Source organism: Micromonospora sp. NPDC049081 (genome assembly GCF_040648835.1).
GTDB lineage: Bacteria > Actinomycetota > Actinomycetes > Mycobacteriales > Micromonosporaceae > Micromonospora > Micromonospora antibiotica.
This window is the reverse complement of the sequence record NZ_JBEZEK010000030.1, coordinates 1-21,872: the sequence shown is the minus strand read 5'-3', so window position 1 is coordinate 21,872 and position 21,872 is coordinate 1. Positions and strand designations below refer to the sequence as shown.

The following is a 21,872-nucleotide window of genomic DNA, read 5'->3' as shown; positions in this document are numbered from 1 at the left end:
CGGCACCGTGCTGGTCCGTGCCCCTGGAAGGTCTCGCCGTGCTGCTGCTCTGCTTCGCCGCCGTCCTGCTCGCCGCAGTGCTGGTTTCCGCGTTGGCCCACCGGACCATCCTTTCCACCGCGGCGCTGTTCCTGGTCGCCGGGTTCCTGCTCGGTGAGGACACCGGCGGGGTGCTGCACCTGCGGGCCGACTCGCCGATCGTGGCGCAACTGGCCGAGCTGGCGTTGTTCGCGGTGCTGTTCACCGACGGGATGCGGGTCGGCTGGGCCGACCTGCGCGCGGCCTGGCGGCTGCCGGGCCGCGCGCTCGGCTGGGGTCTGCCACTGACCCTGCTGGTGACGGCGGTGCTGGCGCACTACGTGGCCGGGCTGGACTGGCCGGAGGCGTTGCTGATCGGCGCGATCCTGGCCCCCACCGACCCGGTGTTCGCCGCCGCGCTGGTCGGCAACGACAAGGTACCGGCCCGGCTGCGGCACCTGCTCAACGTCGAGTCCGGTGTCAACGACGGCCTGGCGCTGCCGTTCGTGGTGGTGCTGCTCGCGGTCGCGGCCGGCTCGGACGACCTGCACCTGGGGGAGTTGGGCACCGAGTTGGCGGTGGGGTTGCTGATCGGGGTGCTGGTGCCGCTGGCGGCGATCGCGTTGGAGCGGACCCGGTGGTTCGCCGCTTCGGCGGCGTACGCGCCGCTCAACGGGGTCGCCATCGGTCTGCTCGTGCTGGCGCTGGGCAAGGTCACCCACGGCAACCTGTTCCTGGCCGCTTTCGCTGCCGGCATCACGGTGGCCACGTTCGGGCCCCGGGAACGGGCCGCGTTCGAGCACTTCGGGGAGAATGTCGCCGAGCTGCTCAAGCTGGCCGCACTGCTGGTGTTCGGGGCGCTGATCTCGGTGGAGTTCCTCGGCGAGATCTCCTGGGCCGGCTGGGTCTTCGCGGTGCTGGCCATCGTGGTGGCCCGCCCACTCGCGTTGTGGATCTCCTTCCTGCGCTCGGGGCTGAGCCTGCGCGAGCAGGCCGCCGCGATGTGGTTCGGACCCAAGGGGTTCGCCTCGGTCGTCTACGGACTGCTGGTCCTGGAGTCCGGCATCGCCGCCGGTGACGAGGTGTTCCACCTGGTCGCGCTGACCATCGTCATCTCGATCCTGGCGCACTCCTCCACCGACGTGGTGGTGGCGCGCGCCTTCGACGAGGCCCGGGAGGCGCCAGCGTGGCACGGGGTGGTGCACCGGTGGCGGCGGGCCGTTCGCCCCTCGCCCGTCTCCCGGTCGGGACCGGGAGACGGGCCCGACCGGACCGGCGACACCGACGATGCTCAGGCCAGCACGAAGTAACGCAGCCACAGGTACGGCACGGCCAGCCCCACCGTGACCAGGGTCACGATCAGCCCGTACCGGGTGAACTGCCAGAAGGTGATCCGCTGCCCGGCGCGTTCGGCCAGTCCCAGCACCACGACGTTGGCGGAGGCACCGACGGCGGTGGCGTTGCCACCCAGGTCGGCGCCGAGGGCCAACGCCCACCAGAGCACCCGGGACTGGGCGGTGTCGCCGTTGGCGTTGACCATGTCGGCGACGACCGGGCTCATGGTGGCGACGTAGGGGATGTTGTCGACGATCGCCGACAACGCGGCCGATCCCCACAGCAGCACCATCGTGGCGGGCAGCAGCCGGTCGGCGGTGGCGTCGATCGCGGCCCGGGAGATCTGCTCGACCACCCCGGTGTTGACCAGCGCGCCGACCATGATGAACAGGCCGGCGAAGAAGACCAGGGTGGGCCACTCCACGTCCCGGCTGACCTCCCCGGCGTCGAGGCGGGACAACGCGAGCAGCAGCAGCCCGCCGAGCAGGGCGACCACCGCCGGTTCGAGGTGCAGGGTGGTGTGCAGGACGAACGCGGCGGTCACCGCGCCGAGTACCGCCAGCCCGAGGATGAGCAGCCGGGGGTCCCGGATCGCGTCCTTCTCCCGCAGCGAGGCGATCTGCGCGGCACGGGTCGGGTCGTAGCGGAAAGCCCGCCGGAACAGCACCCGGCACAGGCCCAGGAAGACCACCAGCAGCAGCACCACCAGCGGGGCGAGGTGGATCAGGAAGTCGTTGTAGCTCAGCCCGCCCCGGCTGCCGATGATGATGTTCGGCGGGTCGCCGACCAGGGTGGAGGTGCCGCCGATGTTCGACGCCATCGCCTCGGCGATGAGGAACGGCACCGCCGGCACGTCCAGGCGTTCACACACCAGGAAGGTCACCGGGGCGATGAGCAGCACGGTGGTGACGTTGTCCAGGGCCGCCGAGGCGACGGCGGTGATCAGCACCAGGATCACCATGACCCGAAACGGTCGCCCCTGGGCGCGCTTGGCCGCCCACACGGCGACGTACTCGAAAGCACCGGTGCGTTTGAGTACCGCGACGATGAGCATCATGCCGATGAGCAGGAAGATGACGTTCCAGTCGATGCCGGACCGCTCGGAGAAGAAGGCGTGTTCGGTGTCGGTTGCCCCGATCAGGAACATCACCGCCGCGCCGCCGAGGGCGGCGGCCACCCGGTGGATCTTCTCGGTGGCGATCAGCACGTACGCGACGGTGAAGACGGCCACCGCCGTCCAGGCCAGGCCGCTCACGCCGTGCCCAGCATCCGGTCGAGCAGGGCGTCCAGGGTGATGCCGCCCGTCACCGCCGCGCCCCGGGCCGCGACCGCGACCAGTGGGCTGCGTTTCTGGGCCATCACCGCAGCGACCTCCAGGACGGTGGCCTGCGGTTCGACGACGGGCGGTCCCGGCTGCTCACGGGGCAGCAGCTCAGCCACGGAACGACCCTCCGCCCCACGCAGGAAGACATCCGCCGACGGCTCGTCGATCATCCGGGCCAGCGTCGGATCCTCCCGGCAGTAGCCGGGGATGACCAGACGCAGCACCTGGGTGCCGGGCAGCACCGCGACGGGACGACCGGCGGCGTCGACGACGATCAGCCCGGGTAGGTTGTGCCCGGCGAGCAGCCGGGCAGCCTCCAGCACCGGGGCGTCGAGGGCGATCGTGGGAAACGGCACCGCCAGGTCCTTGGCGCGCACGGCGACTCCTCGAAGGTGTTTCGGGCATGGGCTACCGCACGCCGACCAGTCTTCCCGGCACACCTGCCGTCACCCTAGTACGAGATCCGTCGGTGGACAGGAGTCGGCATGTCGCCCGAGAAGCCGGTGCCCGGTCTTCTCCCGGGCACCGCCCGTCGCCGTGCCGGCCCGCCGTCGCACGCCCCGGCGGGAGAGAGCACGGTCGCCGACCGGGATGGCGCTCAGACCGGGTAGACGCGCGTCGCGGCGGTCTGGACGCTCGCCCAGACCTGCTGCCCGGGGAGCAGCCGCAGCCCGGCGGCGGCGGCCGGGGTGACGTCGGCGACGGTGCTGACCGCCCCGGTGAGCTGCACCCGCAGGTGGTCGCCGTGCCGGTGCACCCCGGCGACGGTGGCCGGCCAGGTGTGCGGGGCGTCGCCGTCGGGTCGGTGCGGGTGCAGGGTGACGGCGGTGGGTGCGAAGACCACGAAGGCGTCGCCGTCGAGCTGGTGGGCGGTCGGCACGGCGAACCCGTCGCCCAGGTGGACGTGCCTGCCGTCGGCCCGGCCCCGGTGCAGGTTCAGCCCGACGAGTCGGGCCACGTAGTCGGTGCGGGGCCGGGTGGTCACCGTGGCGGCGTCGCCCTCCTGGACCACCCGGCCGTCCTCGACGATGACCAGCCGGTCGGCCAGCGCCAGGGCGTCCAGCGGGTCGTGGGTGACCAGCACCGCCGCCCCGGCGTGGTCGGCGAGGTGGCGGTGCAGTTCGGCCCGGGTGTCCAGCCGGGTGCGGGCGTCGAGCGCGGCCAGTGGCTCGTCGAGCAGCAGCAGAGCCGGGTGTACGGCGAGCGCCCGGGCCAGCGCCACCCGCTGGGCCTGCCCACCGGAGAGCTGCCAGGGTCGGCGTCCGGCGTGCGCGGCCAGGCCGACCCGGTCCAACCAGGCGATGGCCCGTTCCCGGGCGGCCCGTCGGGGCAGGCCCTGCCGGCGGGGGCCGAAGGCCACGTTGTCCCGGGCGTTCAGGTGCGGGAAGAGCAGGTAGTCCTGGAACACCACGCCGACCGGTCGCCGCTCGGGCCGGACGAACCGCCGGGCGTCCGGCTGGTCCAGCACCACCGAGTCGAGGCGCAGCCGGCCGGCGTCGAGCGGCTGCAACCCGGCGAGGGCGCGCAGCGCGGTGGTCTTGCCGGCGCCGTTGGGCCCGAGCAGCGCGACCACCTCCCCGGCGGCGACGTGCAGCCGGACGTCCAGTCGGAAGCCGGCCCGGTCGACGACCAGGTGGCCGTCCAGCAGCGGGGCGGTCACGGGCCGGTGATCCACCGGTCGCGCAGCCCGGCGAGGATCAGCACCGACACGGTCAGCAGCACCAGGCTGAGCACGACGGCGGCCTCCACGTCGGTCTCCAGGGCCAGGTAGACCGCGAGCGGCATGGTCTGGGTGCGGCCCGGGTAGTTGCCGGCGAAGGTGATGGTCGCACCGAACTCGCCGAGCGCGCGGGCCCAGCACAGCACCGCCCCGGCGGCGACGCCGGGGGCGACCAGCGGGAGGGTGACCCGGGTGAAGGTCGTCCACCGGCCCGAGCCGAGGGTGGCGGCGGCCTCCTCGTAGCGGTGGTCGACGCCGCGCAGCGCCCCCTCCACCGCGATGATCAGGAACGGCATCGCCACGAACGCCTCGGCGAGCACCACGCCGGTGGTGGTGAACGGCAGCGTGACCCCGAAGGTGGCGTCGAGCCAGCCGCCGACCGGCCCGCGCCGGCCGAAGACCAGCAGCAGCGCCACCCCGCCGACCACCGGTGGCAGCACCAGGGGCACGGTGACCAACGCCCGCACCCACCGCCGGCCGGGAAACTCCACCCGGGCCAGCAGCCACGCCAGGGGTACGCCCAGCGCGAGGCAGAGCAGCGTGGCGAGGGTGGCGCACTGCACGGACAGCCGCAGCGCGGTGAGCACCCCGGGTGCGGTGAGGCGCGGTCCCAGCGCGGTCCACGGGGTGCGCAGCAGTAGACCGCCCAGCGGCAGCACCAGGAACAGCAACCCGAGGGCGGCGGGTACGAGCAGCGCGACCGGTACCCGTTGACCGGTGCCGCGTCGGCGGGTACGGGTGGTCACGGGCCTGCCGGCGGTTGGAATCCGGCGTCGGTGAGGACGGTCCGGCCGGCTGCGGAGCGGACCAGCTCGACGAAGGCCCGGGCGGCCGTCGGGTGCGGCGCGTCGGCCAGCACCACGATCGGGTAGTCGTTGACGGCCTGCGCGGACTCGGGGAACTCGATGCCGTCGATCTCCCGGTCGGCCGACCGGGCGTCGGTGCGGTAGACCAGCGCCGCGTCGACCTCGCCGAGTTTCACCTTGGCCAGTGCCCCCTTGACATCCTGTTCGAGGGTGACCGGGGTGACCCGGACGCCGGCCCGGTCCAGCGCGGTGGTCGCCGCCGCCCCGCACGGCACCTGGGCGGCGCACAGCGCGACCTTCAACCCCGGCCGGGTCAGGTCGGCCAGCCCGGCCAGCCGCTGCGGATTGCCCTGCGGTACGGCGATGACGAGCTGGTTGCGGGCGAAGACGGTGGGGGTGCCGGCGGCGTGCCCGGCGTCGGTGACGGTGGCCATGTTCCTCGGGGCGGCCGAGGCGAACACGTCGGCCGGCGCACCCTGGGTGATCTGGGTGGCCAGCGCGGAGCTGCCGGCGAAGTTGAAGGTCACCGTGCTGCCCGGGTGCTCGGCTTCGAACCGTCGGCCGAGGGTGGTGAACGGTTCGGTCAGCGACGCGGCGGCGAAGACGGTCACCGGGCCGGTCAGGTCCCCGTCGTCGGCCGGTCCGGTGCTGTCGACGCCGCAACCGGCCAGTACGAGGGAGACCGCGATGAGTAGGCCGACGACGGTGCGGACCCGTCGGCCGACCGCGCCGCCGCCGCGGTGCGGGTCGGTGGTCGGACCGGTCGCGACGGGGTGGGCGGCGCGGTGCGGGTCGGTGGTCGGACCGGTCGCGACGGGACCGGCAGCGGGGTGGGTCATGGCTGGGCCCTTCCCCTGGCCGGGCCGGTGGGCGCGGGCCGCTCCACCACGACGGTGGTCGACTTGATCACCGCGACGGCCACCGAGCCGACCTGGAGTCCCAGCTCGTCGACCGCCTCCCGGCTCATCAGCGAGACGATCCGGAACGGTCCGGCCTGGATGTCGACCTGGGCCATCACGGTGTCCCGGACGACGGCGGTGACGATCCCACGCAGCCGGTTGCGGGCCGAGGAGAACTCGGCACCCTCGTCCGGGCCGGCGGACTGGGCGCGGACGAAGCCGGCCAGTTCCACCCCGTCGACGAGCCGGTGGCCGTGGTCGTCGCGATGGGCGGGCAGCCGGCCGGCGTCGACCCAGCGCCGCACGGTGTCGGCGCTGACGCCGAGCAACTCGGCTGCCTCACTGATCCGGAACACGCTCACCCGGTCACCTTAATGGCCCGCGTCTGCGGCCCGGAAGCGGGTAACGCCCTTGCAGACGCGAGCAGTGGAGCTGTATTCGACCCGCAGCCACGGGTGCCGGCGGGGAACCGGCTTCAGGTCGGCCGGTGAGCCGACCCGGGCCGGCCCGGGATGCCGGAGGTGGATCCGGGCCGACCCTGGATGCCTGAGGTGGACCCGGGCCGACCCTGGATGCCGGAGAGGGACCGGGGCCTGCCCGGGATGCCGGAGGAGCGGGTGGGGGTGGACACGCCGACGGCCGGCCGTCGCGGGTGGCGACGACCGGCCGCTGCCGGCAGTGTGGGGGTCAGCTCAGGGTGAGCGCGGTGTCGTCCACCACGAAGGACGTCTGGAGGCTGCTGTCCTCCACCCCGCTGAACGAGATGGTGACGGTGCTGCCGGCCGACGCCGACACGTCGAAGCTGCGCTGCACGTAGCCGCTGGCGGCGTTGACGTTGGAGTACGTCGCCAGGGTGGTGCTGCCGGCCTTGACGGTCAACTTGTCGTACGCCGTGCTGCCCGACTCGGCCGTGTCGATGTGCAGCCAGAAGGACAGGGTGGCCCGGCAACCGGCCGGGATGCTCACCGACTGGGTGACGGTGTCGGTGTGGGTCGAGCCGTACCCGTTGAGCCACGCCTTGTACGAGCCACCGTGCGCGGCCTGGCTGGCCGACGAGGTGATCACGCCCGAGGTGGCGGTCCAGCCGGTGCCGCCGGACTCGAAGCCGGGGTTGGTCAGCTTCTGGCCCGAGCAGCCGCCCGAGGTCGGGGTGGGCGTCGGGGTGGAGGTCGCCGTCGGGGTGGGCGTCGGGGTGCCGCCGGTGCAGGTCGGGTCGGCGGACTGGGCCGGCACGCTCACCGCGTCCCAGGCGGCCTTGACCGTGTTGAACTCGGTGCAGCTGCCCGGGTAGAGGGTCTTGGCGGCCTGCAACGTCCAGGTGCGGTACTTCAGGTACGACGAGGTGGTCGTCTTGAGCAGCATCGCGTTGTACATGATCTTGATGGCCTTCTGGATGCCCAGACCGGTCACGGTGCTGCTGTTGCAGGTCGGGCTGGTCGGCTGCCCGTTGGTCGGGTTGCTGCCCATGGCCAGCAGGTAGAACCAGTGGTTACCGGGGCCGGCCGCCGCGTGCACCTCCTGGCTCGGGATGCTGCTGGAGTAGCAGTTGGCGTCGCCGAGCGCGGACGGGTTGTACATGTTGCGGATCGGCCCGCTGCCGACCAGGTTGATCTTCTCGCCGACGAGGAAGTCCGGCGCGTCGTAGGTGGACGGCTCGTTGGCGAACCACTCGGTGGCCGCGCCGAAGGTGTCGGCGACGAACTCCTGGGTGTTGCCCCGGGAGATGCCGCCGGGGGTGGTGTCGTCGATGCCGTGGCCGATCTCGTGGGCCACCACGTCGAGCGAGCCGATCCACTGCCCGGCGGTGTTCTTGCCGATCTGCACCTGGCTGCCGTCGTAGTAGGCGTTCTGGTCGTTGAGGCCGACCCGGATGGGCCACGCGCCGCCGCTGCCGTTCGCGCCGTTGCGCCCCAGCCACTGCGACAGCATCTTGTGCTCGGTCTGCGCCGAGAACAGCGCGTCGACGCAGCCGGTCTCCTTGCTGGTACCGGTGCCGTTGCCCCAGACGTCGTCCGGGCCGGAGAAGGTGGTGTTGTTCGCGGCGTCCTGGCAGCTCAGGTTGGTGGTGCCCGGGTCCTTCAGCGAGTAGGTGCTGCCGGACTGGGTGGTGGTCAGGGTGACCGGGCCGTTCCACGCCCCGGTGCCGGTGCCCCGGACGACGTGTTCCTGGGTGCCCAGCACCGCGCCGGTGACGGCGTCCACGTCGACGGTCAGCCGGCTGGGGCCGTCCGCGCCGGTGCCGGTGACGGTGGTCTCCCAGGCCAGCGCGGGCCGGGCGCCGAGGGTGTGCACGACCAGCGTGGTGCCCTCGACACCGGTGACCTTGCGCAGTTGGGCGCGGGCGATCCGCTCGGCCGCCGTGGTGGTGAGCTTCGGTGTGGTCGACAGGTCGCCGATGCTCTGCTGCTGGGCGACGGAGGCGTAGGTGACCTCCCCGGTGGCGGTGGTCGCCAGGACGAAGTCGCCGCCAACCACGGGCAGGCCCCGGTAGGTGCGTTCGTACGGCACGTACTGCATGCCCTCGGAGGAGATGACCGGCCGCTGCACGAACGCGTCGTCGGCGCTGGCGTGCAGGTAACCGGGGCGGCTGGCGACCAGCGAGCCGGCTGCGCCGACGGCGGCGGCGCGGGCCTGGGCGGGGTCGGGGGCGGGGTGGGAGGGCGCGGCCTGTACCGCTGCGGTGGTGCCCGCGGCGATCAGGCCGGCCGCGACCGCGCCGGAGAGCGCGACGAGGCGGGGTGAGAGCTTCAAGGGGGGTGCTCCTGTTCTCGGGCGGCGCTGCGAGACCCGGTGGGGTCGCGCGCCGATGCTGCACTGAGGCGTGGTTGCGTCGGGCGGTCTCCGGGCTGCCGGCGGCCCGGTGGGGGTGACTGTCCGTCGCAGGTCGCCGGGGGTTGGCGACCACTGGAGGCACGATCACACGGGTAGGCACCCATATCAATGGGTTGACCGGGGCAACCATCGGACACTGTCGTCGGTACGACTGTTGCCGCTCGATGAACGACCGTCATGCACCCCGCCCTGAACAGGTCGTCCTTTCCGGATCCTGTCCGGTCGGCCGCCCCAGTTGATCGTTTTCGCCGGAACGCGCGGCCGATGCGCATACACCCGGTCGACCAGCAGTACGACAACGTCGTCATGTCCGTCGTGCTCGGCGCAGCGGGCACGAGTCGGATGCGCGGGTCACCTACCATTCGGGGCGTGCCGGACATCGACGGAACTCTCGCCGCCGCCGAGGTGTGGCGGAGGCAGGGCATCTGGTCGCAGGCCGCCCGACGGGCCAAGCGACGGATCACCAGGGGACGACGGCTGGTCGCCGCGTTCACCGTCACCGCCGCCGTCGCCGGCACCGCGGCGGCCCGACTGGCCGAGCCCGCGCCCACCGCCGGTCGGGTGCTGGCACTCGTCGCCGCCACGTCCCTGCTGCTGGTGCCGGTGGCCGGCCGCGCGGCCTCCCGGGACGCGGTGGCGGCCTGGACCCGGTTCCGCGCGACCTCCGAGGCGATGAAGGCGGAACTGCACCGCTACCTCGCCCGCGTCGCCCCGTACGCCGACGCCGATGCCGACGCCGTCCTGCTGCGCCGCCACGACCTGCTCCTGGCCGACGGCGGCGACCTGGTCGGACACACCCTCGACGTCGCGGCGGGGCGGCGTCCGCTACCGCCCGTCTCCGACGTGCCGAGCTACCTCGTCGAACGGGTGCAGCGGCAGGTCGAGGGCTACTACCTGCCGGCCGCCCGGCGGGCCGGCCGGTCCGCCGGGCGCATCGGCCGGGCCACGACCGGGCTGACCGTGCTGGCCGCACTGCTCTCCGCCGCCGCCGGGGTGCTGGGCGACGGGTGGGGCCTGACCGCCTGGGTGGGGGTGGCCGCGGTGGTCACCACGGCGCTGGTCGGCTACGGGGCGGCCCAGCGTTTCGAGCAGCAGCACCTGGAGTACGCCCGGACGGCCGACCAGCTGACCCGGTTGCGGACGACCCGCGCGGCCGGCCTGGGCTGGACCGACGACGACGCGCTCGTGGCCGAGGTCGAGCGGATCATCGCCCAGTCCAACGCCGCCTGGATGGCCAAGATGATCGAGGAAGATGGCGCTGCGCAGCAGTGACATGACGCGCTGTGGCGGATAGCATCATCGATATCTGTGATTGGCCGTCGACGTGGACGGACCTCCGTCCACTCCCGACACGAAATGGGGCCCCACGTGGACCGCACCCAACGCCTGTCCGATCCGTTCCCGGCGCCGATGAGCGACGTGCGGCGTACGCCACTCGGCCAGATCCCGGTCGACCGGGCCGTCGCCGTGGCCCGCATCGACGACCGCCGGGCGGCCCACCCGACCCGGGTCGACGTCGCCTCCTTCGGCTCGACGGTCTGACCTGGTCGACCCGCCCGTGCCTCCGGTCGCCCCGCTCAGCCAGTACGTCCTCAAGCTGACCAGCCGATGCGACCTGTCCTGTGACCACTGCTACGTCTACGAACACCCCGACCAGTCGTGGCGTCGTCAGCCCCGGTTGATGACGCCCGACACGGTCGAGGCCACCGCGCGGCGCATCGCCGAACACGCCGCCGACCACCGGCTCGGCACCGTCCGGGTGGTCCTGCACGGCGGAGAGCCGCTACTCGCCGGCGCGGCCCGGCTCGCCGCCACCGCCGACACCCTGCGCCGGACCATCACCCCGGTGGCCCGGCTCGACCTGCGGATGCAGTCCAACGGGGTGCTGCTCACCCCCGAGATCGCCGACGTCCTCGTCGCCCACGAGATCCGGGTCGGCGTCTCCCTGGACGGCGACCGTTCGGCCAACGACCGGCACCGCCGCTACGCCACCGGTGCGAGCAGTTACGACCAGGTACGCCGGGGGCTGGCCCTGCTGCGCCGCCCCGACTACCGCAGCGCCTACGCCGGCCTGCTGTGCACCGTCGACCTGGCCAACGATCCGCTCCGGGTCTACCAGGCGCTGCTCGCCGAGCAACCACCCCGGATCGACTTCCTGCTGCCGCACGCCAACTGGGACCGGCCGCCCACCCGCCCCGACGGCGCGGCCACCCCCTACGCGGACTGGCTGCTGACGATCCACCGGCGTTGGCTGGCCGACGGGCGACCGGTGCCGATCCGGTTGCTGGAGTCCCTGCTGGCCACCGCCGCCGGGGGCAGCACCAGCACCGAGGCCGTCGGGCTCGCCCCGGCCGACCTGGTGGTGGTGGAGACCGACGGCACCTTCGAACAGGTCGACTCGCTCAAGTCCGCCTTCCACGGCGCGGCCGCCACCGGCCTGGACGTGTTCCGCCACCCGGTCGACGAGGCGGCCGCCCATCCCGGCATCGCGGTGCGGCAGACCGGCCTGGCCGGCCTCTGCGCCACCTGCCGGTCCTGCCCGTTGGTACGCCGGTGCGGCGGTGGCCTCTTCGCCCACCGGTACCGCTCCGGCAGCGGCTTCGACAACCCGTCCGTCTACTGTGCCGACCTGGCCGCGTTGGTCCGCGCGACCACGACGCCCGCCGGCCCGGTGCCGGACCGGTCGGCCGACGCGCTGCCGTCCGCCGTCCTGGACGACCTCGGCTCCGGGCGGGGCGGTGCGGAGTCGACGGGTCAGCTCGCCGCCGTGCACCACGGCATCGCCCGCGCCCTGACGGTCGCGCTCAGCCCCGCCGCCACCGCCGACCCCGTCGCGGCGGCCGGGTGGCGGCTCCTGGTGGACCTGGACGTGGCCGCGCCCGACGCCGTCCATACCGTGCTGACCCACCCCTTCGTGCGGCGGTGGGCCCAGCGGTGCCGGGCCGGGGAGACCGGTGAGCTGCCCCACCTCGCCGCCGTCGCCGCCGCCGCAGCGGTCCGTGCCGGCGTCGACACCGACCTCGTGCTGCCGGTACGGGCCGGCGCGGTGCACCTGCCGACGCTCGGCACGCTCGTCGTGGACACCCCCGTCGACACCATCGCCGTCGCCATCTGCGCCGGATCGGTCGAGCTGCGGGCCGGCCGGCGACGGATCCGGATCCGCCCACTGCGGGGGCCGAACCCGGACCGGTGGCAGCCGACCCGGACGGCGTACACCGGCGACGGGACCATCCTCCTGGAGGACACCGACCCGTACCGGGACTGCTTCGACCTGCCGGTGGCGGCCCGGCTCACCCCGGCGGTCGCCGACCGGTGGACGACGCAGGTCCGGCAGGCGGTGCACCGCCTCGACGCCGAGGCCGTCGGCTACGCCACCGGCGTCCGTGCCCTGCTGCGCGCCGTGGTGCCGCTGCGACCCGACCCGTCCGGCCGGTCCCGCAGCGCCGCCGCCCGGTCCGCGTTCGGCGCGGTCGCCGTCACCCCGACGGTCGACGCCGCCGCACTGGCGGTGCTGCTCGTCCACGAGGTGCAGCACCTCAAGCTCGACGCGATCCTCGACGTCTGCGACCTGTTCGACCCCGCCGACGCCCGGCGGCTGCGGGTGCCCTGGCGCGACGACCCGCGCCCGGTGGAGGGCGCGTTGCACGGCGTCTACGCCCACCTCGCCGTCGCCGACGTGTGGCGGCACCGCCCCGGGGCCGAGGCGGCGGCGCACCACCGGCGCTACCGGGAATGGACCGACGGCACGGTTGACGCGCTGCTCGACCTGGGCAGCCTCACCGCCGACGGCCAACGCTTCGTCCAGCGGATGCGTGCCACCCTGGACGACTGGCGGTGACCCCCGCCGGACCGGCCGGCGGGGATCGTCGTGGTGTGCAGCGTCGCCACCCGCTGCGCCGGGCACGGCCCGGCCCGGGTGCCGGCCGACCCCGGCCCGGATGCCCGTCGCCGACGCCGCCGGACCCCGACCGGCAGGAACGGGACAGCGCGGAGTTGGCGGCGATCGATACTGTGGTCGGTCGGGAGTGGCGGCGCCGGGCGGGAGCGGTAGGTGGCGGAGGAACAGTTCCGGGAGGACGAGAGCGCCCCCGTGTTCTTCCTCAGCTACGCCCGTACCGGCAACCGGGTGGCGGCACCCCCACGGGACACCAACCAGAAGGTCTTCCAGCTCTTCGTCGACCTCTCCGACCACGTCGTCGAGCTGCTCGGCCTGGGCCCCGGACGAACGGCGGGTTTCATGGACCGGATGCTCGACGGGGGACAGCTGTGGACCGACGACCTGGCCTTCGCCGCCGGGCACTGCCAGGTGTTCATCCCGCTGATCTCACCGCAGTACCTGCGCAGCGCGTGGTGCGCCCGGGAGTGGAACGCCTTCACCCGGCGGCGGGTCGTACCCCGCCCGGACGCCGAACCGTCGGCGGGGGAGACCCCGGTGATCCCGGTCAACTGGTCGGTCGTGGAGCGTCGGCGGATGCCCCCACCCGTGTCGCAGCGGCAGATGTTCACCCCCACCCGGTTACCCTCGGACATCGCCCCGCAATATCACGAGGAGGGCATCTACGGACTGCTCAGCCTCGGCAGCAACGGCAAGGACGCCTACGACGCGGTGGTCTGGCGACTGGCCCAGCGGGTCGCCCGCGCGTACCGCACGCACTGGGTCGAGGCGGCGGTGCCGACCGATCTGCGGCAGCTGCCCGACCAGTTCGAGGAGGACGGGCATGACCTGGCCTGACCCCTCCTCCCCGGCGGGCGTCGTCGGGCAGGAGACCTACTTCTTCCTCAGCTACGCGCACTCCGTCCCGCTGTCCGACGCCGCCCGGCCGGACACCGACTACTGGGTCAGCCAGTTCTTCCACCAGCTCGCCGACGCGGTGCGGGAACGCGCCACCCGGCTCGGCCCGCTCGACGCGGGATTCTTCGACGGTCAGGTCAGCCCCGGCGTCGACCTGAGGCGGACGCTGACCAACGCGTTGAGCCTCGCCCACGTCTTCGTGCCCCTCTACTCACCGAACTACTTCCGCAACGCCTGGGCGCTCGGTGAACGCGACTCCTTCCGCAGCCGGCTGGTCCGACTGGCGGCCGGCCGGGCCGAGCGGCACGTGCTGCCGGTGCTCTGGATGCCGCTGCCGTCCTGGGGGGACCGCCCCGAGACCGTCCAGGCGTTGGACCTGGTGGGTGACCCCGGCGACCGCGCCGACTACGCCGACAACGGGCTGCGGGCGCTGTGCAAGCTGAGCGCCTACCGCACCCAGTACCGCAACCTGCTCGGGGCGTTGGCCGACCGGATCGTCACGGTGACCGAGAACGAGCCGCTGGCCCCGTCCCGGGCGACGACGCTGACCAGCAGCCCGGTCCCCGACGGGCCGGGCGCCGCGCTCGTGGTCACCACCCTCACCGCCGACCGGGCGCGCTGGCGGCCCTACGGCGACCAGCACCAACTGGCCGTCGCCGACTACGTGGCCGCGACCGCGGAACGGCTGGGCCTGCCCACCCGGGTCGTCGAGCTGGCCGAGGCCCGGGACCGGGCCGCCAGCAGCCCGGCGGTGGTGCTGGTCGACGCCGGCGTCGGGGTGGACGCCGCCCGGTCCGCACTCGACGGGTTGCCGCGGTGGGCGGTCCCGCTCGTCATCGCCGCCGACCACGCGCGTGGCGAGCCGACGCCCGAGGCGATCGCCGGTAGTTTGCAGGACGCCCGGTTCCCCTGGGTGCTGCCGGTGCGCACCATCGACGAGTTTGAGCGCTGCGCCCCGCTGCTGGTCACCGAGGCGCGTAAACAGTTCCTCCGGCACGGTCCGGTCGATCCGCCGCAGGGCCCGCACGACCCGAAGCCGACCCTGGGGGCGACCGGACCGTTCGACGTACGGCGAGGGAAGGCATGACGATGACTCCACCCCACGACGGCCAGGTCGTCACCTTCTACTCGTACAAGGGCGGCACCGGGCGCACGATGGCGTTGGCGAACACCGCCTGGATCCTCGCCGCGAACGGCCACCGGGTGCTCGTCGCCGACTGGGACCTGGAATCCCCCGGCCTGCACCGGTTCTTCGCACCGTTCCTCGACCCGGAGCAGGTCGCCTCCACCGGCGGGGTGATGGACCTGATCCTGGAGTACGAGTGGGAGAACGCCCGGCGCCGGCAGGAGGGCGTCGACACCCGCCCCGGCGACTGGCACCGGCAGTACGCCCGGGTCCACAAGTACGCCTTCTCGGTGGGCTGGGAGTTCCCCGGCGGCGGCACCCTGGACCTGCTGCTCGCCGGCCGGCACAACCCCGACTACGCGACCAGCGTCACCGGACTCAACTGGGAGAACTTCTACAACCGGCTCGGCGGGGCGCAGTTCTTCGACGCGCTGCGCGCGGACATGAAGCGGCACTACGACTACGCCCTGATCGACAGCCGCACCGGCATCAGCGACGTCGCCGAGATCTGCACCATCCACCTGCCGGACCTGCTGGTCGACTGCTTCACCCTCAGCGACCAGGGCATCGACGGCGCCGCCACGGTCGCCGCCCGGGTCCGCAGCTACGAGGGGCGACGGGCCCGCCGGGTGCTGCCGGTGCCGATGCGCGTCGACGAGGGGGAGAAGACCAAGACCGACGCCGGCCGGGCGCTGGCCATGCAGCGGTTCGTCGGGTTGCCCAGCGGCATGACCGACCTGGAACGGCAGGACTACTGGCTCTCCGTGGAGGTGCCCTACCGGGCCTACTACGCGTACGAGGAGACCCTGGCGACCTTCGGCGACGTGCCGGGCAGCCGGGGCCTGCTGTCGGCGTACGAGGCGTTGACCCGGCACATCACCGGTGGTGCGGTCACCGGACTGCCCCGGATGGACGACGGGCTGCGGCGGCAGACGATCCAGCGTTTCGAACGCAAACCGGTGATCGTCGACGAGTTGATCGTGCTGCGGTACGTGCCGGAGGACCAGGCGTGGGCGGAGTGGGTGCAGTCCACGTTGCACGCGGTCGACCTGCGGGTGTTGGCCACCCCGCTGGGTGCCGCGGCGTCGGTGCCGGCCGGCACGCCCTCGCGTGAGCTGCACCTGGTCTCCCGGTCCTACCTCGCCGCCCGCCGGGCGCTCGGCGGGGCCGCCCGGCAGGCGGGTTCCCCCGTGCTCGCGTTGCATCTGGACGACACCACCCCGTCGGTGGACACCCCGCCGGGAAGTTGGGCCACCGTGCACGAGCGCGGCGTCTCGGCCGCCGCCGAGCAGGTGTGGGAACTGGTCGGGCGGTCCGTCGACGGCCGGAACCGGCCGGTGCCGGCGACCCGCTACCCGGCCGTCGAGCCGATGGTCTTCTACGCCCCGGCGCGTAACGTCCGCTTCACCGGCCGGGATGGCCTGCTGCTGGCCCTGCGGGAGGAGCTGAAGACGGCGGCGCGCGAACGCGTCCCGGTGGCGCTGCGGGGTGGCGCGGGCATCGGCAAGACCCAGGTCGCCACCGAGTACGCCTACCGCTTCCACGGCGCGTACGACGTCGTGTGGTGGGTGGACGCGGACCCGGCGCAGTTCATCGACGTCCGCTTCGCCGACCTGGGGCGGCGGCTCAACCTGCCGGACCTGCAGCACGTGCCGGACAACACCCGGGCGGTCCGGGACTGGCTCAGCCACGGCGGCGGCCGGGGTGCCGACGAGCCGCCGCTGCGCTGGCTGGTCGTCTTCGACAACGTCGACCAGTACGACCACGTCAAGGACTTCCTCCCCCAGGGCGAGGGGCACGTGCTGGTGACCACCCGCAACCCGGACTGGGGCGACCTGGCGCGGGCGGTCGACGTGGAGGCCTTCCAGCGGGGCGAGAGCGTCAACCACCTGATCGGTCGTACCGGCCGTCGCGGCATGACGGCCGCCGAGGCGCAGCAGGTCGCCGAGGCGGTGGAGGACGTCCCGATCCTGGTGGCGCTGGCCGGGGCGTGGCTGGCGGAGAGCCCCGACTCGGTCGCCACCTACCTGGCGGGCCTGGCGCGTACCGGCCCGGACAGCGACGTGTGGGGCCGGTCGCTGGAGGGTCTGCGGGAGCAGTCCCCGGGCGCCTACCGGCTGCTGCAACTCGGTTCGGTGCTGGCCCCCGACATCGCCCTCGACCTGCTCTTCAGCGACCAGGTGGCGAAGGTCATCGCCCCGCACGACCCGTCGGTCGCCGCGCAGGTCACCGACCGGGTCTCGGAACGCGACATCGCCGCGGCGCTGGTCCAACGGATCAACCGGCTCGCCCTGATCAAGGTGGACCTGCACGCCCAGCGGGTGCAGATCCACCGGCTGCTCCAGGCGGCGCTGCGGGCCCGGATGTCCGAGCGGGAACTGGCCGAGGTCAAACACGACGTGCACCGCATCCTCGCCGGTTCCCGCCCCTCGGGTGAGGTGGACGACCCGGTCTTCCAGGTCCGGTACCGGCACCTGTGGCCGCACCTGGACGGCTCGGACGCGGTCTCCTGTCACGACGACACCGTCCGGCAGCTGGTCATCGACCGGGTCCGGTACATCTTCCTCAACGGCGGTTTCGCGCAGGGCGCGCAGTACGCCGGGGAGGTGGACACGACCTGGACGACGATGCTCGATGGGCTCCCCCCGGATACCGGCGCGCACCGGGCGCTGCGCGTGCAACTGCTCAACCTGCGCTTCAACCGGGCCAACCTGCTGCGCAGCCTCGGCCGATTCGAGCAGGCCCTGGCGCTCGACGAGGACACCCTGCACCAGCAGGAGGAGCTGATCGGCCAGAGCCACCCCTACACCCTGATGACCGCCGGGGGGTACGCGGCGGACCTGCGGGCCCTCGGCCGTTACCGGCCGGCCCTGGAGCGCGACCTGCGTACCCACGGGGCCTGCGTGGAGGTGTTCGGCGAGGACCACCGGCGGACCCTCAACGCGGCCAACAACCTGGCCGCCTCCCACCGGTTGGCCGGCGACTTCACCCGGGCCCTGGATCTCGACGAGGCCACCTACCGTCGGCTGCGGGTGGTGCTCGGCCCCGACCACCCACGCACCCTGCTCTCAGCTGGCAACTACGCGCGCGACCTGCGGGAGACCGGCGACTACCAGGGTTCGGTGGCCCTGCTGCAGGACGTGATCGAGGGCTACCGGCGGCTGTTCGGCGACCAGTTCCGGGAGCTGCTGATCAGCCAGGCCAACCTCGCCACGTCGCTGCGCAGCACCGGCCGGATCGCCGAAGCCGGCCGGCTGCTCGACGACGCCTACACGCGGCTGCGGGCCACCCTGGGGGCGGCCAACCCGGACACCCTGCTCAGCCGGTTGAGCCGGACGGCCAACCTGATGCTCCAGGGGGACGGGGCGCAGGCCCGCGCGGAGCTGGAGGAGGTGCAGCAGACGCTCGCGGAGGTGTTCGGGGCGCGGCACCCCTACACGCTGGTGTGTGAACTGAACCGGGGGGTGGCGCTGTGGGACATCGGTGAGCAGGACGAGGCGTACGCGCTCACCGTGTCCGCGGCGGACGGGCTACGGGAGGTGCTGGGGCCCGAGCATCCGTTCAGCATGGGCGCGGACAACAACCTCGCCGTCTTCGCCATCCTCACCGGCCGGGACGAGGAGGGCTTCGCCCGGTTGCAGGCGGTGGTGGACCGGTTGACGGCGGTGTTGGGCGTCGACCATCCGGACACCCTGCGCAGCCTGGGCAACCTGGAGACGGCCCGACAGGCGGCGACCGGCGGGACGGTCAGCATCGGACGGATGCGGCTGGCCGACCGGCTCGCCGACCGGATCGGGCAGGAACACCCGAGTGTGGTGGTGCTGCGCGCCGGACGGTACGTGCGTCGGGTCCTCGACCCGCACCCCTACTGACCGGGGCGGGCCCCGATGAGCACGTCGGTGCCTGTCGGGGCCTGCCCGTCGACGAGCCAGCGCAGCATGCGCGGGAGCTGCTGCATGGCGTCGAAGTGGGCCGCGCCGGGCTGCACCTCGATCTCGGCCCCGGGGATCCGGGCGGCCAGCCACCGGCCGTGGCTGGCCGGCGCGAAGGTGTCCTCCTCGCCGTGCCACAGGCGTACCGGGGTGACCGTGGTGTCGATCGTGTCGAGGTCGAACTTCCAGTCGCGGCGCAGCGCCAGCACGTCGTCGATCCAGCCGTACGGGCCGGCCCGCAGCGCCTCCTGATAGGTGTCGAAGATGATCCCGCGCAGTGCCGCGTCGTTGATCGCCCGGCGGTCCGGTGGCCCCATCTGGGTCATCAGCTCCCGCAGCAGGAACCGGGGGTCCTCGGCGGCCCGGGCGGCGCGCTGGCGGATCTCCTCGACCACGATCTCGGTGTCGTGCCGACCGTCACCGAAGCCGCGCTGGTTGTCGCGGTTCATGCCGTCGAACCAGTCCAGCCCGATGGCCTCCGACGGCGCGAAACTGACCAGCACCGCCACCCGGCTCACCCGACCGCGGAGGCGCTCGTCGGCGGCGCAGGCCAGCGCGTGCGGCCCGCCCCCGGAGCGGCCGGCCACCGCGAACCGGCGGAGCCGGAGCTGGTCGGCGATGGCTTCCACGTCCCGCGCGGCGTCGGCCACGTCCCGACCCTCGAACCGGTCGGAGTCGCCGTATCCGGGGCGGTCGTAGGCGATCAACCGGATCCCCATCCGATAGAGCACGATGCCCCGGGGCTTCGGCCCCCGCCGGCTGCCGGGTGTGCCGTGCATCAGGAAGACGGGGAACCCGTCGGGAGCACCGGACTCCTCGTACGCCACCCGCTTGTTGTCCGCACGGTGGGCGTATCGCGGCCCAGGCTCACCTTCTCGGGTCACTGCAGCCTGCCTTCCAGTGCCACTACCAGCCGTTACTCGCGATTTGCATCGAGCAGCTACGATGGTTTCCGTCGGCTCCGCTCAGCCTTCGAGCCTAACGGTCGAGCCCGCCGCACCGCTATGCCGAGCCCGACAACAGGCCGGATCTGTCGGAAGCGACACCTGTCGGCCAGGGCGGGCCGGCCGTGCGGGCCGCCTCCGACCGCCCGCCCGCGCCGCCGGGGCGCCCCGGCGGCGGTGCTCAGCAGGCCAACGGTCGGATATCCGTCGGCGCGTCGACCAGCGCGGCACGCGGGTCGGCGTACCGCCAGTCGACCCGGTACTGCGCGCGCAGCCGGGGCCGGGACACCACCCACCGGTACGCGACCCGCCCCTGCCCCTCCCGGCGGTCCGGGTGCACCTCGACGGTCGACTCCGAGGTGAACGAGGTCTCGGAGCCCCAGACCGTCGGGCCGGTCTCGACCGGAAAGTCGAGCCGGATCACCAGGTTGCGGGTGGGCAGCCGGATGTCACGCTGCAACCAGTCACCGAACTTCCACGCCGGCACCCGGTAGGCGTAGTCGACGACGGTGCGCTGCCCGGGGTAGAGCGGCATCGGGGTGCCCCCACCGTCCAGCAACAGGACGATCTTGAGAAAGGCGTCCCGGCTGCGACTCACCCGCCACCGCATCGGTTCGGCCTGCTCGGTGCCGATGGTCGCCCGGAAGGCCACCTCGTCGATGGTGAGCGGGTGGTGGCTGTGGAAAAGAGCGGACCGGGCCGGATCCTCGGGGAACCGGTCGATGTCGATCTGCACGGTGTGCCGGGTGATCGGCTCGGTGCCCACGCTGTGCAGCACCCGGCGGAACCGGCACTCGTACACCCCGTCCACCAGGGAGAGCATGGCCTGCTCGTCCTCGATCACCAGGTGCGAGCCGGCCGGCGGCGGCACTGCGGTCGGGCCGAGTGCCGAGCGGCGTCCCCCCGACCCCCGGGCGTCGGCGAAGGTGACGTACTGCTGCCAGATCCGGTTGCCGCTGTCCAGCACCAGCTCGACCCGACGGGCGAACTCCTCGGTGGGCTGGTGCCGCCCGTTCTCGATGTGACTGACGTACGACGGGTCGAAGCCGGTGCGCTCGGCCAGCTCCTTCTTGGACAATCCCCGCTGGCGTCGCCAGTGGGCCAGTTCCCGCACGAATTCCGCCGCCGCATCGTCCTGTGTGGAACCGCCCATGCCCCCGTCCTCGGTGTCGGGCCTCAAGTCTGTCCCACCGACGGCATCCGCGCCAGGGGTGCCCGCCGACCGACTCCGCCGCCGCCGGCCCTCCGGCAGCGGGCAGGATGACCACCATGGATCCCGCCGTACGCCGCTACCTCGCCGACCTGGTCCCCTGTGCGCGGGACGTGCTCGGACCGGAGCTGGTCGGTGCCTACGCGGCCGGTTCGGTGGCGCTGGACGCCTACCGGCCGGGCCGCAGCGACGTCGACGTGGCGCTGGTCTGCCGGGGCACCCTGTCCCGACGGACCAGCCAGGCCCTGGTGGACCGGCTGCGTCACGAGACCCTGCCCTGCCCGGCGCGCGGCCTGGAACTGGTGACCTACTCGCGGGAGGTGGCCGCCTCGGGCACCCCCGAGCCCGGTTTCGAGGTGGAACTCAACACCGGGGCGCGGATGTCGTCGCGGGTCACCTTCACGCCGGCCGACCGGCCCGCCGCCGACGGCCACTTCTGGTACGGCCTGGACCGCAGCATCCTGCACCAGCGGGGGTTGCCGTTGGCCGGACCGCCAGCCGGTGAGGTCTTCGCCGAGCTGGCTCCGGGTGACCTGCGACAGTTGCTGGTGGCGGCGCTGCGGTGGTGGCTGGCCCGGCCCGCCCCGCCCGGCGACGGCCCCACCCCCGGCGCCGAGGACGCGGTCCTGGCCGCCTGCCGCGCCCTGGTCCGGGTCCGTGACGGCGACTGGCTGTCGAAGGTCGCCGCCGGCCACCGGGTGATCGCCCTCGGCCGCGAACCGGAGCTGCTACGCCGCTGTGTCCGCGCCCGCGACGGCGGCCCACCGCCGACCGCCGCCGAAGCCCGCGCCTTCCAGCAGCAGATCCTGGCCGAGATCACCGCCGGCTGACCGGTCACCACGGCACCGGTGCCGCCGCCGAGCAGGCCCGGCTCACCGGTGAGGGCGAGCGGGCCCGCCGCGCGGCGCTGGCCGAGGCCAACGCGATCGAAGGT

The 21,872-nt window shown here is 73.3% G+C and carries 17 protein-coding genes; 8 read left to right on the top strand and 9 right to left on the bottom strand.

Annotated features, from left to right (window positions below):
* Positions 1 to 17 precede the first annotated feature (17 nt).
* Complete coding sequence (locus AB0B63_RS28485) at positions 18 to 1,328, top strand: cation:proton antiporter (RefSeq protein WP_357024247.1); 1,311 nt, start codon at positions 18 to 20, stop codon at positions 1,326 to 1,328.
* Here the strand turns inward: AB0B63_RS28485 and AB0B63_RS28480 are convergent.
* The 7 genes from AB0B63_RS28480 to AB0B63_RS28450 form a co-directional block, all read right to left on the bottom strand.
* Positions 1,310 to 2,608 carry an ArsB/NhaD family transporter gene (locus tag AB0B63_RS28480; RefSeq protein WP_357024243.1) on the bottom strand — a complete coding sequence of 433 codons (1,299 nt, stop codon included), beginning with the start codon at positions 2,606 to 2,608 and terminating at the stop codon, positions 1,310 to 1,312. The two genes, AB0B63_RS28485 and AB0B63_RS28480, sit on opposite strands and share 19 nt — an antisense overlap.
* Entirely contained in the window at positions 2,605 to 3,054 is a 450-nt protein-coding gene (locus AB0B63_RS28475; protein ID WP_357024240.1) for a CBS domain-containing protein, read from the bottom strand. Before AB0B63_RS28475 ends, AB0B63_RS28480 begins: the two co-directional genes overlap by 4 nt.
* Positions 3,055 to 3,275: 221 nt before the next feature.
* Complete coding sequence (locus tag AB0B63_RS28470) at positions 3,276 to 4,337, bottom strand: ABC transporter ATP-binding protein (RefSeq protein WP_357024237.1); 1,062 nt, start codon at positions 4,335 to 4,337, stop codon at positions 3,276 to 3,278.
* Entirely contained in the window at positions 4,334 to 5,143 is an 810-nt protein-coding gene (locus tag AB0B63_RS28465; protein ID WP_357024234.1) for an ABC transporter permease, read from the bottom strand. The genes AB0B63_RS28470 and AB0B63_RS28465 overlap by 4 nt, the downstream gene beginning before the upstream one ends.
* A complete protein-coding gene (gene modA / locus AB0B63_RS28460; protein ID WP_357024232.1) occupies positions 5,140 to 6,042 on the bottom strand; it encodes a molybdate ABC transporter substrate-binding protein in 903 nt (300 codons plus the stop codon). Before modA ends, AB0B63_RS28465 begins: the two co-directional genes overlap by 4 nt.
* Entirely contained in the window at positions 6,039 to 6,464 is a 426-nt protein-coding gene (locus tag AB0B63_RS28455; RefSeq protein WP_208570632.1) for a TOBE domain-containing protein, read from the bottom strand. The genes modA and AB0B63_RS28455 overlap by 4 nt, the downstream gene beginning before the upstream one ends.
* Before the next feature lie 325 nt (positions 6,465 to 6,789).
* On the bottom strand, positions 6,790 to 8,853 hold the full coding sequence (locus tag AB0B63_RS28450; protein WP_208570631.1) for a M4 family metallopeptidase: 2,064 nt from the start codon (positions 8,851 to 8,853) through the stop codon (positions 6,790 to 6,792).
* 450 nt (positions 8,854 to 9,303) lie between these two features.
* Here AB0B63_RS28450 and AB0B63_RS28445 point away from each other — a divergent pair, with 450 nt between their 5' ends.
* The 6 genes from AB0B63_RS28445 to fxsT all read left to right on the top strand — a co-directional run bounded on the left by AB0B63_RS28445 (position 9,304) and on the right by fxsT (position 18,724).
* Positions 9,304 to 10,206 carry a DUF4231 domain-containing protein gene (locus AB0B63_RS28445; RefSeq protein ID WP_357024229.1) on the top strand — a complete coding sequence of 301 codons (903 nt, stop codon included), beginning with the start codon at positions 9,304 to 9,306 and terminating at the stop codon, positions 10,204 to 10,206.
* Positions 10,207 to 10,302: 96 nt separating this feature from the next.
* Positions 10,303 to 10,476 carry a hypothetical protein gene (locus AB0B63_RS28440; protein WP_357024226.1) on the top strand — a complete coding sequence of 58 codons (174 nt, stop codon included), beginning with the start codon at positions 10,303 to 10,305 and terminating at the stop codon, positions 10,474 to 10,476.
* Positions 10,477 to 10,492: 16 nt separating this feature from the next.
* Positions 10,493 to 12,772 (top strand): FxsB family cyclophane-forming radical SAM/SPASM peptide maturase, encoded by a 2,280-nt coding sequence (locus AB0B63_RS28435; RefSeq protein ID WP_357024223.1) that lies wholly within the window; start codon positions 10,493 to 10,495, stop codon positions 12,770 to 12,772.
* Positions 12,773 to 12,985: 213 nt separating this feature from the next.
* Positions 12,986 to 13,666, top strand: coding sequence for a TIR-like protein FxsC (locus AB0B63_RS28430; RefSeq protein WP_208570628.1), 681 nt, complete (start codon positions 12,986 to 12,988; stop codon positions 13,664 to 13,666).
* On the top strand, positions 13,653 to 14,813 hold the full coding sequence (locus tag AB0B63_RS28425) for a TIR-like protein FxsC (RefSeq protein WP_357024219.1): 1,161 nt from the start codon (positions 13,653 to 13,655) through the stop codon (positions 14,811 to 14,813). The genes AB0B63_RS28430 and AB0B63_RS28425 overlap by 14 nt, the downstream gene beginning before the upstream one ends.
* A gap of 2 nt (positions 14,814 to 14,815) precedes the next feature.
* Positions 14,816 to 18,724, top strand: coding sequence for an FxSxx-COOH system tetratricopeptide repeat protein (gene fxsT / locus AB0B63_RS28420; RefSeq protein WP_357024216.1), 3,909 nt, complete (start codon positions 14,816 to 14,818; stop codon positions 18,722 to 18,724).
* Here the strand turns inward: fxsT and AB0B63_RS28415 are convergent.
* Entirely contained in the window at positions 18,718 to 19,668 is a 951-nt protein-coding gene (locus tag AB0B63_RS28415; protein WP_357024213.1) for an alpha/beta hydrolase, read from the bottom strand. The two genes, fxsT and AB0B63_RS28415, sit on opposite strands and share 7 nt — an antisense overlap.
* A gap of 241 nt (positions 19,669 to 19,909) precedes the next feature.
* Positions 19,910 to 20,881, bottom strand: a complete 972-nt coding sequence (locus AB0B63_RS28410; RefSeq protein WP_208570624.1) for a helix-turn-helix transcriptional regulator — start codon at positions 20,879 to 20,881, stop codon at positions 19,910 to 19,912.
* Positions 20,882 to 20,997: 116 nt separating this feature from the next.
* On the opposite strand from AB0B63_RS28410, the gene AB0B63_RS28405 reads away from it, so the two are divergent.
* Positions 20,998 to 21,768, top strand: a complete 771-nt coding sequence (locus AB0B63_RS28405; RefSeq protein WP_357024210.1) for a nucleotidyltransferase domain-containing protein — start codon at positions 20,998 to 21,000, stop codon at positions 21,766 to 21,768.
* Positions 21,769 to 21,872: the final 104 nt, after the last annotated feature.